Source organism: Microbacterium aurantiacum (assembly GCF_002872075.1).
Taxonomy (GTDB): domain Bacteria; phylum Actinomycetota; class Actinomycetes; order Actinomycetales; family Microbacteriaceae; genus Microbacterium; species Microbacterium aurantiacum_A.
The window spans coordinates 48,221-59,904 of record NZ_PGGU01000016.1 but is presented as its reverse complement, the minus strand read 5'-3'; the positions used below and the strand labels follow the sequence as shown (position 1 = coordinate 59,904).

Annotated in this window: 15 protein-coding genes; 9 read left to right on the top strand and 6 right to left on the bottom strand. The window is 64.6% G+C overall.

All coding sequences use genetic code 11. From position 1 onward, the window contains the following. Positions 1-314 precede the first annotated feature (314 nt). From CUR96_RS11025 to CUR96_RS10995, 7 genes are all read left to right on the top strand, one after another. On the top strand, positions 315-905 hold the full coding sequence (locus tag CUR96_RS11025; protein WP_102193367.1) for a suppressor of fused domain protein: 591 nt from the start codon (positions 315-317) through the stop codon (positions 903-905). 177 nt (positions 906-1,082) lie between these two features. Continuing rightward, the gene (locus CUR96_RS11020) at positions 1,083-1,574 is read left to right on the top strand and encodes a hypothetical protein (protein ID WP_146008150.1); all 492 of its coding nucleotides are present in this window, start codon (positions 1,083-1,085) and stop codon (positions 1,572-1,574) included. Positions 1,575-1,703: 129 nt separating this feature from the next. Then, positions 1,704-2,207 (top strand): hypothetical protein, encoded by a 504-nt coding sequence (locus CUR96_RS11015; protein ID WP_102193365.1) that lies wholly within the window; start codon positions 1,704-1,706, stop codon positions 2,205-2,207. A 3-nt stretch (positions 2,208-2,210) separates the two neighbouring features. Further along, on the top strand, positions 2,211-3,071 hold the full coding sequence (locus CUR96_RS11010) for a leucine-rich repeat domain-containing protein (protein ID WP_102193364.1): 861 nt from the start codon (positions 2,211-2,213) through the stop codon (positions 3,069-3,071). An 89-nt stretch (positions 3,072-3,160) separates the two neighbouring features. Next, entirely contained in the window at positions 3,161-3,442 is a 282-nt protein-coding gene (locus CUR96_RS11005; protein ID WP_102193363.1) for a hypothetical protein, read from the top strand. Positions 3,443-3,444: 2 nt separating this feature from the next. Continuing rightward, entirely contained in the window at positions 3,445-4,764 is a 1,320-nt protein-coding gene (locus CUR96_RS11000; protein ID WP_146008149.1) for a C2 family cysteine protease, read from the top strand. Continuing rightward, positions 4,761-5,615: a hypothetical protein gene (locus tag CUR96_RS10995; RefSeq protein ID WP_102193361.1), complete on the top strand. Its 855-nt coding sequence runs from the start codon at positions 4,761-4,763 to the stop codon at positions 5,613-5,615. Before CUR96_RS11000 ends, CUR96_RS10995 begins: the two co-directional genes overlap by 4 nt. On the opposite strand, the gene CUR96_RS10990 is transcribed toward CUR96_RS10995, so the two are convergent. The 6 genes from CUR96_RS10990 to CUR96_RS10965 all read right to left on the bottom strand — a co-directional run bounded on the left by CUR96_RS10990 (position 5,587) and on the right by CUR96_RS10965 (position 10,047). Continuing rightward, positions 5,587-6,126 (bottom strand): hypothetical protein, encoded by a 540-nt coding sequence (locus tag CUR96_RS10990; protein ID WP_102193360.1) that lies wholly within the window; start codon positions 6,124-6,126, stop codon positions 5,587-5,589. The genes CUR96_RS10995 and CUR96_RS10990 overlap by 29 nt on opposite strands. Then, positions 6,123-6,716, bottom strand: coding sequence for a hypothetical protein (locus CUR96_RS10985; RefSeq protein WP_102193359.1), 594 nt, complete (start codon positions 6,714-6,716; stop codon positions 6,123-6,125). Before CUR96_RS10985 ends, CUR96_RS10990 begins: the two co-directional genes overlap by 4 nt. Beyond that, positions 6,716-7,951 carry a hypothetical protein gene (locus CUR96_RS10980; protein WP_102193358.1) on the bottom strand — a complete coding sequence of 412 codons (1,236 nt, stop codon included), beginning with the start codon at positions 7,949-7,951 and terminating at the stop codon, positions 6,716-6,718. The genes CUR96_RS10985 and CUR96_RS10980 overlap by 1 nt, the downstream gene beginning before the upstream one ends. Positions 7,952-7,954: 3 nt before the next feature. Next, entirely contained in the window at positions 7,955-8,284 is a 330-nt protein-coding gene (locus tag CUR96_RS10975; RefSeq protein ID WP_102193357.1) for a hypothetical protein, read from the bottom strand. Positions 8,285-8,381: 97 nt separating this feature from the next. Next, positions 8,382-9,191 carry a Cof-type HAD-IIB family hydrolase gene (locus tag CUR96_RS10970; protein ID WP_102193356.1) on the bottom strand — a complete coding sequence of 270 codons (810 nt, stop codon included), beginning with the start codon at positions 9,189-9,191 and terminating at the stop codon, positions 8,382-8,384. A gap of 10 nt (positions 9,192-9,201) precedes the next feature. Next, entirely contained in the window at positions 9,202-10,047 is an 846-nt protein-coding gene (locus CUR96_RS10965) for an exodeoxyribonuclease III (RefSeq protein WP_102193355.1), read from the bottom strand. Positions 10,048-10,099: 52 nt separating this feature from the next. Here CUR96_RS10965 and pyrE point away from each other — a divergent pair, with 52 nt between their 5' ends. Further along, positions 10,100-10,660: an orotate phosphoribosyltransferase gene (gene pyrE / locus CUR96_RS10960; protein WP_102193354.1), complete on the top strand. Its 561-nt coding sequence runs from the start codon at positions 10,100-10,102 to the stop codon at positions 10,658-10,660. Further along, the gene (locus CUR96_RS10955; RefSeq protein ID WP_245861207.1) at positions 10,657-11,586 is read left to right on the top strand and encodes an ROK family protein; all 930 of its coding nucleotides are present in this window, start codon (positions 10,657-10,659) and stop codon (positions 11,584-11,586) included. The genes pyrE and CUR96_RS10955 overlap by 4 nt, the downstream gene beginning before the upstream one ends. Positions 11,587-11,684 lie beyond the last annotated feature (98 nt).

Here is an 11,684-nt window from a genome sequence, read left to right as displayed (position 1 = left end):
CACAACTCACGGAGCCACCTCGGAGTAAAAGTGGAGGCTCCTACGAGATCTGTTGGTCTTGCGGCTTCGAGTTCGGCGTCACCGACGACGACCTTGGTCATACCTACGAGTCGTGGCGCCTGCTTTGGATCGGGCGAGGCATGCCGTGGGACAGCCACGCACTACATCCTCGACCTCGTGATTGGGAACCAAGCCGACAGCTTGCGGACCTACTCGGAGGCGGCGTTGAATCTTAGCTCGCGGCGTTGGACGGTTGCAGTGACGCGTGAAATTCGATCACTAGGTGTACTTCCGCGGGCACCTGAGAGGCAACGATGACGCCCGCTTCGGACCATGATGCACCGGGCCTGATCGAGCATTTCGAACGCACTCTGGGACCGATTCACTCCGGTTGGTCGGTTGATGCTGATGGTGCGGAGATGCCTTTCCAACTCGTTCGATTCGCGGGTGGGTCGGATACTGACTCCGTGGGGTATGCGACGCTCGGTCTGAGCAGGCAGGCGCTGTCGTCGCCCGATCCGGGGCGCTCTATCCGCCAAGAGCTGCTGGTCTTGGCCCCAGAGGCGCTAAAGCCGGACCATGTGGTGTCTCTGCTGATCCAGGTTGGCTCGATGGTTATCGGGACGCGGCGTGCGCTACGGCGTGGCAACGTGATTGGTCCGGCAGGACCGTTGGTTCCCGGGTCGGACTTGACGGCACTGTACGTGACGATGCCGGTGTACTTCCCCGATGAGTTCGCCACGTTCGCCGGGGATGAGGGCGACGTCCTTATTGCTTGGTTGGTCCCAATCACCACGGGCGAAGCGGACTTCATCTCGCGGCACGGTTTTGATGCATTCGAAGACGAACTAGTCGACCAGGATCCCGATCTGGTTGACTTCCGACGTTCGGAAATGAAGCTATAGATCTACCTTCAGCAGGCGTTGTGAGGCTGCTCGATGAGTGCTCTAGATGGGAATGTTCAGCGTGTATGAAGACGGCCGAGTGGTATCAAAGGCACCATGATCAAAGTTCGAGCTCTTTCGGTACCCTTCCCCCAGGCGCGAACGTGGTCGCAGTCCTCCCTGGAGCAAGGGTCGTCGTTGGCTGAATTCGTCAGCCAACGACTCACGACACCTGTGACGGCCTTTGTCATGGCATCCGCGGGTAGCACCGTGCCCGAGCTTGATGACGACTCGAGGTTCATTGACCAACACGATGCTGACCTCCTCCTAGGTGAGTACTTTCAGTCTCTGGCGTCGATGCGACCTGGCATTCTTGTGGTCGAGGATGACACAGCTCGCGAGGGCGACCCGTGGCTCGAAGATGCTGTTCTCGTGGAGGACCGAGTGCTTCGCTGGGAGGAACTGCAAACGGATCCCTCCCGGCTAACGCAGCTGATCAGAAGCGGCGCATCCGGATATCCGCTGAACGCGTTCGTGTGCGACGAACGGGGGCGAACGGTCCTCCAACGTGCGGGAGGCTCCCTCAGTACCGTTGATGCTTTATCGCTGGCCCAATCAGTGCAAGTCGTCATCAACTCGGTCTACGACGCCGAAAGCTACCTGCTCATCGACTTCAACGCTTCAACCTGACAGCGATAGACGAGGCAGCGATAGAGACACGACGCCGTCTAAGAACACTTCCTCACCCCGCCCAGTGTCGAAGAAGGATCCGATCTTTGGGAAGGAAGCGACCGCGTTGACTCGATCCCGAGGAGACAGATGAGGCAGCGCCCCAAGGTAGGAGACGTGTTTCTGATCCCTGCCGGTGAAGGAAGCGTTGGTATCGGACAAGTCGCGGCGACGTATGGCAAGGACGCCTACTTTCTGGCTGTATTCGACGGGATCGTTGCAGAAGAGGACGCTGTGTCCCGACTCCGTGACGCGCTAGCGGGGGAGGTGCTCTTCTTTGGTCTCTCGCTTGACGCGAAATTCTACGTTGGCCACTGGCAGATCGTCTCCAATCTTCCCGTTCGCGCGGATCTCCCCTTTCCTGCCTATAAGGAGACGGTGATGTCCCCCGATCGCATTGATGCCGTCGACTATTCGGGTCTCCGTCGTCGCCCCGCAAGCAAAGACGAGGTAGGTGGGCTTTCGTACAGGACGATTGTTGCCCCCGTCCGATTCGAGCGCGCGCTACGTGCCAGCATCGGCCTCGATCCATGGTTGCCTGCCTACGAGGAACTTAAACCGCACAAGTTCCTCAGCCGCGATCTGTTTGGCTGAACCATGTCGTACCAAATCGTTGACGGCGCGGGCGGGCGCGACTTGGTGCTGTCCGGAGCTTGGAGCGCAGAGGCAGAAGAGATCGTCACTGGTGGCGTCGCCGATGGATTGGTCATCAACTACGCACGTGGATACTCGGACAGAGATATCGTGATCCCCGGTCACCTTCCAATCAAGCGCCTCAACATCATCTTGAGGAGCGCGAAGAACATGGAGCCCATCTACGCGATAGGCCATTCTCTCGAGTCGCTCAGCGTTCAGGTCGATCCTCAAGTCCAGATTGACCTTTCGCGGCTGCCGCGGCTGCGTCATCTTGCGACTGGCTGGAAGCAGGTTTCCGACTCTGTCCATGAAGCCAAGAACCTGCGTAGCATCTCGCTGCTTACCTACTCTGCTCCGGATCTGACTCCTCTCATCGCGCTGAGCTCTCTGACCAAGATCTCCCTGAAACACTTTCCGAGTATCAGGAGTTTGCACGGGATCGAGGAGTTTCGGCACCTCGAATCCCTCGGCATCTTCACCGGTCGATATCTTGACGACATCTCCGCGCTGGCGCGTCTGCAGGATCAGAACCTGATTGATCTGAGTCTCAGTTCTTGTAGGCGAATCAGCGCACTGGACGCCGTGGGAGATTGCGCCGGGTTGCGATACCTGGATATGAGCGACGGAGGCACGATCGATTCGGTAGCTCCACTTGCACGATTGAGGAGTCTGGTCCGCCTGTATCTGCACGGCTCGACTCGAATCGCGGACGGCGATCTGGCTCCGATCGCCGGTTTCACGAACCTCCACGACTTCCGAATGATGAACCGGAGCACCTATCGGCCATCGGTAGGAGAGATACAAGCATCGTTGCCGTCATGAACTCCGCACGCGGATGGGGATTCCTCCCCATCTGCGGATCCGGCGCCGTCCGGTAGCGTCATCAATGAGGACGCGCGGGGGGTGCGGGAATGAGTGCAGACAAGGTCATCATCGACTACGACCTCTTGACGGGGGTTCGTGAGGCCATCAAGACGGCTATCGCCGAGCTGGAGGATGCTCCTGAGCGCAGCGCCGACATCGCGGGAGCGATCGATCAGCCGCTGGACAGGGCAGAGCTGAGCGGCCTGGCCGCGGACTTCTGCGGTTCGTGGGAGCCGAAGCGCGAGGATCTGATCGCGACGCTCGAGGACATCTCGGCGCACATCGGCGATGTCGTCGACTCGTACTTCGGACTGGACAGGTGGTTCTGATCGTGGCAGCGAACGTCGAAGCCGGTACCGCAGGCGAGGCCATGGGCACTGGCGAGCAGATCCGCTCGATGAAGGGCGAGCCCGAGACCGTATCGTCGAGCGGCCGCAAGATGGCCGACCACGGCAACGTGATGAGCCAGCTCGCCACCCAGCTGCGCACGATCAAGGACTCCGAGATGTCGGATTGGCGCATCACTGGCAAAGCTGCCGAGAAGCTGCGCTCGTCGATCGGCGACGCCGCCGAGCGGATCGCTGTCGCCGGCGCCATCTACGGTCCCATCGGGATCGCGCTGCGTGACTACGGCTCGGATGCCTGTGGCTACCAGGACGAACTGAACTCCCTCGCGGAGCAGTGCCAGGAGCGCTGGACGACGTTGAAGGCACTTCGGGGTGAATACGCCGACGGCGAGGCGCCCGTCGTGGGCGACCCCGACTATGACGAGCAGCTGGAGAAGCGTCAGCAACTCCAGGCAGACATCTGGGAGGCGGACGGCGCGTGGAGCGAGGTCGCCGTGCAGTGGAACAACTTGTCCGTCGACTGGGGAATGGTGTACGACCAGGCGGTCTCCTGCCTGTCTGACCCCGATCTCGAAGCGATCAGGTCGGGGGAGAAGGTCCCGGGCGACGGCGCATCGACCCTGTATCCGAACGGCGACCCCATCCCCGAAGACGTCCACCAGGGTGGCGCGGGAGACTGCTACCTCCTCGCGGTGCTCGCCGGACTCGCCGACGGCGACCCGCAGAAGATTCGGGACATGATCACCGTCAACCCCGACGGCACGTACACCGTGCACTTCGCCGACGGTGACATCACGGTCAGCAGCGATCAGCTTCTGGACAACGACCAGGCCGACTGGGTGCGCGTCATCGAAGCCGCGTATGTGGAGCACGAAGGCAGCTACGACGAGTTCAACAACGGCGGCTGGCCCCACGACGTCATGGAGGACATCTTCGGCCACGGTGCCGATAAGAAGGATGACGACTCCAGCTTCTGGGACTTCGCGACCGGCGGAAACGACATCGACGACAGTTACGACGAGATGCAGGACGCGCTCGACAGCGGACGACCGGTCGCCGCGGCCGCGACGAACGGTCAACTCGGGTTCGACGGCGGCGGGCACGCGCTGACCGTGACGGACACGTACGAGGTCGACGGAACGCGTTACGTCGTGATTCGCAATCCGTGGGGTCACAACAACGGACATGGCGGCGACATCACCGATGCCGGTGGCGTGCTGAACGACCCCGACGACGGATACTTCACCATGACCATGGAAGAGTTCGCGAATTCGTTCTCCGACGTGGCGATCGCGAACCGATGAAGACGTCCAAGTGGCAGGGCCTCGCGGCGATCGTCGCCGCGCTGATGGTTCTCACCGCGTGCAGTCCAGTTCCTGAGGAGGACGCAATGCCCACCCCGCAGCCATCGACCACACAGGGCGCCTCCGATCCGAATCCTTCCGAGCCCATCAGCGAGTTGGTCACCGGAGCCGACGTGATCGCGTTCGGCACGGTCGAGTCCGTCGATCCGGTGGTGGAGGATGCTGAGGCAAAGGAGTTCCCCGCGCAGACGGCCGTCGTGCGGGTCGACGACGTCCTGAAGGGTGACGCTGCGGCGACCATCACCGTGTCGAAGCCCGCCGGCACCACGTACTACCTCACCGACCAGACGGAATTCTCCTACGACTCCCGACACGAGGGGATATTCGTCCTCACAGGTGCGGGCGAAGCCGGATACGAACTGTTCGGCAACCTCGGGGTGCACGACGACTGGGGTAACTGGCAGAAGTTCGAGCGTGTGCTCGCCGGACTCCCAGAGCACGCCCCCGCCGCGACGAAGGCAGAACTGGCGGCGTGGACGGCGCAGGCTGACATCATCGTCTTCGCCAGCGCACGCGGTGATGCTGACGACATCGTGGTGCACACTCCTCCGGCGGACTATGCGGCCTCGGCCACCCTGACTCCGATCGAGGTGCTCAAGGGAGATATGCCGGAGCCGCTCGATGTGGTGCAGGGGCCGCAGCCCGATGTGGCCGGCGGCACGTGGGCCTTCCCGGTGAAGGACGAGGGGCAGACCGGCGTCTTCTTCATCGATACGTCCAGCGGTACCCCGACGGTGATCAACACGACCAATCCGAGCGTGATCAACCGCCGAAAGGTTCCGGTGGGCTGAGCGCATCCGCTCTGGGCATGCACCACGACCCTGAGGCGATGATGCCGTCGTAGAGCGTTTCGAGCAGCTGAAGCTTCTCGTCGGGCAGCGCCGGGAACGCGACGAGGAATTCCACGCCTCGTCGGCGGCCGGTACCGGGAGTCGCCAGCAGGTAACGCACGACGTAGCCCTCGGTGTCACCGATCGCCTCGAGCGAGCGGTGACGCAGGATGGCCGGATCTCCGAGGGTCGCCCGGGCGCCGGCGGCGATTCGCTCGTCGACCAGCGCGTCGAGCGTGCCGAATTTCTCACCGCGGATGCGCCGCTCGATGATCGGGAAGACCAAGGGTGATTCGCGGTTCACCGGCATCATGATCACCACGATCGAGTCATTGCGCAGCGAGCCCACGCCCTTCGGCAATCGATCGGCCAGTCGGGGATCGTCTGCGGGCATCCGTTCCCAGCCGTCGTGAAGGGGCATCTCGTAGCTCGGCTCGACGTGGGTGAGCAGCTGGCGCAGCGAAGCGGTCACGCGCTCACCTCCGAACCTGCCAGTTGGGGCCAATTCTCCTTAGCGACGATCACACCAGAGGTGAGCGCATGGTCGGAGCGCCAGGGATCGGCATCCTCCGCGATCACCAGCGAAGGGAGCACCATGCTCTCGATGAACGCTCGCCTCATCGCCAGATCGGAGAACGACGGCGCGCTCAGGGTCAGATTGACGAAGAGATCGTCGTCGGCAAAGACCGCCGACCACCTGGACGTCGAATCCTCATCGGGCGCCAGCGAGAACCATTCGAGCCCCTCGCCGACGAGTTCCGCGTGCAGGGGGCCGATCCAGCCGTCCGCACCGCCGCGGACGAACTCGCGCGCGAGCCGGATGTTCGAGATCGGGGTGAGCTGGATCCACAGTCCGAACGGTTCGACGCCCTCTGGCCAGACGAGAACGACGGTCGCATCCGTGTCGGCAGCACGTCGAGCCATCGAGGTCAACACCCGGGTGCGCTCGGCCTCGGGCACATCCTCGGGGAGATGCTTTGCGGCATCGCCGGCAGCATCCGCTCTTGGCACGATGATGACGCCGCTGGGCGGCTCGAACAGCAAGGCGCGCATCGGCACCATCAGCTCTTGCTCTGTTCCTGGGCGATGCGCTCCGATTTGCGGCGCAAGGCCTCGGTGTCGCTGGCCGGAGGAGAGTCGACCCTGCCGCCAGATGGGTGACCCTGCTCCGGCACCTGCGCACCGGCAGCGCCCTTCGCCTGCTGCTCGAGGAACGCCGCCAGCGAGTCCTTGATCCGCTCGTCGGAGAAGCCCTCATCGAGCACCTTCTGTCCGTACTGCCGCTTCCACCCGTCCACCAGCTCCCGGAGCGCGGCATCGTCGACGTCGAGGCCCTTGCCTCCGGCCTTGACCAGTTGCTCGGCCACACCGGGAATCTTCGCGATGTCCTTCAGCAGGACGACATCGGTGATGGGAATGACATCGATGCCGTCAGTGATGACGTCGCCCCATGTCCCGGTGCCGTCGATGGCCTGATCAATCGAGATGTAGAGCGCGACTCCGCCTGCTGTCAGCGCGATGCCACCGAAGACCTCCTGCACACCGGGGATCGGAACCAGCGAAGCGAATCCTGCATACTTGGCGATCCATTTGGCCACCGAGTAGATCTTGTCGGACGTCTCGTTGATGACGTCATCCCATTTGAGGTCGTCGAGGCCCGTGCCGACGGCGTTGTTGGCCACCTGATGGAGGTCGACCCACGAGTTCCAGAGGTTGTCGATCTGCTCGCCCTCGGCGTCCCAGGCTGCCACGGCGTTGTCGAGCGCCGTCTGAGCGCCCTCGATCTCCTTGCCCTGCTCAGAGTTGGGATCGAACGGGCCGTACTCGCCGTCGTACTTCTCTTTGACCGTCTCGCGCTCGTCATTCGCGTTCCAGATCGGAGACCAGAGCTCCTTCATGCTCTCCGAGAGGTTCACGCACTTCGGGATCATCCACTCGAGGCCGTACCCGTAGATGAGAAGAGCTGAGCCGATGGAGATCAGTGCGTCGCTGAGCGGACCGAACTGCTCGGAGAACTGGCCGGCGTACTTGCGCAGGTCGTCGAGAGAATCGCCATCGCCCAGATCCGTCGCATCGCTGATCTTCTTCAGTGTGGTCACCGCCGTCTGCAGCTGCATTCCGATGACGACGATCTCGCCCGCTTTCTCCTTTATGGCGGTCGCGTCGTCGATCTGGAAAGTGCCACCGACATAGGTTTCGTTGTCGGGGATCGGCGAGCCCGCCTCGGTCTCGTCGGGCATGAAATCGGGCACGGAGACGACCCGCGTGCCGTTCTTGACGATGTCATACGAACCCACGGGTCACTCCTCGCTCTCGAGCTGGGCCAGAGCGGCATCGAGTTCGGCCCACGAGTCCCGCACGTGATCGACCTTGTTGAAGAACGCGCCCAGATCGAGCGTGATGGTCTCCGCCAGATCCTTGGTGTCGTCTGTGAGGGCTTGGAGGGTCTGATCGAGGTTGCCGCTCGGGTCGTCGGCCGGTCCGAGGTTGCTCCAGTACGGCACGTTGAATGCCATGTTCGTGAATCTCGTCTCGAAATTCGCGAACAGATCCATCGTCTGAGCCAACGTGATGAGCGTCGCTGCGAGCTCTTCCTGGCTGATCTTGACGCCGTCGTCTCCGCTGCCCATATGGTCCTCCCCAGAGTGCACAGGTGTAGTACCGCGTCGTCATTGTATTTCGCACGGAGTGCGACGAGCGATGGGGAGAACTGCCCATCGCACTCGATCAGCCCAGCATCCGCTCCACGACGCGGGCGAGCCCGTCGTCATCGTTCGATGCGGCGATCTCGTCGGCGGCATACTGCACGACCAGATCGGCACCCGCCATCGCGACACCGTGACCCGCCCAGCGCAGCATCTCGACGTCGTTGAGCGCGTCGCCGAAGGCGACGACGTCGGCGCGCGAGATCCCGAGGTGCTCACAGAGGCGCGCGAGCCCGGTGGCTTTGGTGACGCCCTCGGCCATCACCTCGACGAACGGTGCACCCGACAGAGTGGCCTCGAATCCGACCAATCCGAGGGAGCGGAGCTTGTCGAAGAGCGCCGCCGGCGCCAGCTCGGGATGCCGGATGACCAGCTTGAGACTGGGAGCGGCCAGCACCTGATCCAGCGGCACCCCACCCATCGTCCGAGGGTCGCGTTTGTGATCGGAGAGCTTCGCGACCTCGGCGTAGCCGTGCTGGGCGACGAACGTCTCGCCGCCCTCGCGCACGCTGGCGAACAGCAGACCGGGGATGCTGGCACGCAGGGCCTCGGCCAGGGTGCGGACCGTCTCGCTCGGCAGCTCCTCGGCGAACAGCATCCGTCCGTCGCCGAGGTGAGTGGCGTAGGCCCCGTTGCCGCACAGCGCCCACCCCTCGAACCCCGCGTCCGCAGCGATCGCGCGCAGGCCGATCGGCTGACGGGCCGTGACCGGGATCACATGGATGCCGCGAGCTCGCGCATCATCGAGCGCCGCCCGGGTGCGCGGCGTGACCGCGGATGCCGAGTCGAGGAGAGTCCCGTCGAGGTCGGTGGCGATCAGCCGGACGGTCACCGAGCGGCGCTCACGAGAAGATCATCGGCAGGTCGTCGTCGTCCTCGAGGGAGCCGAACGCGAGATCGACGACCACGGGCACGTGATCGCTCGGCTGCTCGCCCTTGCGCTCGTTGCGGTGGATGGATGCTCCGGTGACCGCAACCGCCAGCGTCCGCGAGCCGAGGACGAAGTCGATGCGGATGCCCTCGTTGCGCGGGAACTTCAGCCGCTGGTAGTCCCAGTAGGTGTAGCCCTCCGGCAGGAGCGGGCGCACGACGTCGGTGACGCCGGCATCCTCCAGAGCGAAGAACGCCGCGCGCTCCAGCGGCGAGACGTGGGTGGAGACGCCCTCGACGATGGCCGGATCGCCGTTGTCATGCGGGAAGGGGATGATGTTGAAGTCGCCGACCAGCGCCAGGGGCAGTTCGGGGTTCGCGGAGAGCTCGCCGGCCGTCGCCGTCTTCAGCGCCTCCAACCAGTGCAGCTTGTAGGCGTAGTGCGGGTCGTCCAGCGAACGCCCGTTCGGCACGTACAGGCTCCACACCCGCACACCGTCGACCATCACGCCGAGCGCGCGGGCCTCGAGCGGAGCATCCGGACCCTCATGCCCCTTCGCGAAACCGGGCATGCCGGCGAACGCGGTCTGCACATCGGTGATCGGCAGGCGGCTCGCGATGGCGACGCCGTTCCACTGATTCAGGCCGTGCACTTCGACGTGATACCCGGCCTCTTCGAACTGGGCGTAGGGGAACTGCTCCGGCTTGCACTTGATCTCCTGCATCGCCAGCACATCGATGTCTTCGCGCACGGCGAACTCGACGGTGCGGGTGACGCGGGTGCGGATGGAGTTGACGTTCCAGGTGGCCAAGCGCATGCGTCCAGCCTAGTTGCGGGGTCGGACGTTCCCGCCTTCTACACTGGATGCCGTGACCGCACTCGACGCAGACCGCCAGTCCCTCCTCGACCTCATCCAGGCGGAGGCGGTGTTCCACGGCGACTTCACGCTCTCCAGCGGCAAGCAGGCGACCTACTACGTCGACATGCGCAAGCTCACACTCGACCACCGCGCCGCTCCCGCGATCGGCCGCATCATGCTCGATCTCATCGGCGATCTCGACGTCGCGGCCGTCGGCGGTCTGACCCTCGGCGCCGATCCGATCGCGAACTCCGTCATGCATGCATCGGTCGCGACCGAGCGCCCGCTCGACGCCTTCGTCGTGCGCAAGGAGCCGAAGGACCACGGTCGCGGCCGCCAGATCGAGGGCGCCGACATCGCCGGCAAGCGCGTCGTCGTGCTCGAGGACACCTCCACGACGGGGCAGTCCGCGCTGAAGGCCGTCGAGGCGCTGCGCCGTGAAGGAGCCGAAGTCGTCGCCGTCGCCGTGATCGTCGACCGCAAGACCGGCGCACAGGCGGCGATCGAGGCCGAGGGCCTGGAATGGCGTGCCGCGTTCGACCTCGACGACCTCGGGCTCGACCCGCAGTGACGAGCACGGAGGTTCCGAGCGGGGGTGACCGCTACGCGCTCGCGGTCGACATCGGCGGCACCAAGATGGAGGCCGCGGTCGTCAGAGGCGACGGCGCGCTCGTCGTCGGCAGCCGCAGCCGGCAGCCGACCGGACGCGGGGCGACCGCCGAGTCGCTCGACGCCGCAGTCGCCGCGATCATCCGGCACGCGCTGGCGCAGCTCCCGGACGGCGGCGACCTCGTCGGCGCGGGTATCGGCAGCGCGGGCCCGATCGACCGGGACGGCGGCCGGATCCTCCCGGTGAACATGCCCCTGGCCGATGGATACGGCCTGGTCGATGCGGTGCGGGGGGCAGCCTCCGCTGTGCTCGGCCGTGAACTTCCCGTCGTGTTCGGACACGACGGCGGTGCGCTCGCGCTCGCCGAATCCTGGCTCGGCGCGACAGCTGACGCGCGTTCATCGCTGTCGATCGTGGTGTCCACCGGGGTCGGCGGAGGGTTCGTCGTGAACGGCGCGTACATCGCCGGAGCATCCGGCAATGCGGGGCACCTCGGGCAGGTGCGCCGCGAGGGCGGCCTGACCTTGGAGGAGATCGCTTCCGGCCCCGCGAGCGCCGCCTGGGCGCGTCAGCAGGGATGGGCGGGCGCCACGGGAGAGGATCTCGCGCGGGACGCCGCGGCGGGCGACGCCGTCGCGCGCGCCGCGATCGAACGCTCGGCGAAGGCCGTCGGCGAGGCGCTGGCCGATGCCGCAACGCTCGTCGACCTCGATGTCGTCGCGATCGGCGGAGGCTTCTCGCGGGTGTCGGATGATTACATCGACCTCGTGCAGCTGGCGCTGAGCGCGAGTGCGGCACATGACTACTCCCGGCGGACGCGCGTGGTGCGCTCCGGCCTCGGCGACGAGGGGCCGCTCATCGGCGCCGCGGCGCTGGTACTACGCTGACGGGGCCTTCCCGCCCCTCCGCATCTTCGGAGAGTTGCGCCTGTTTCGGACCTTCAGGCTGAATTCGTCCGAGATTGCCGCGAATCTCCGACGATACG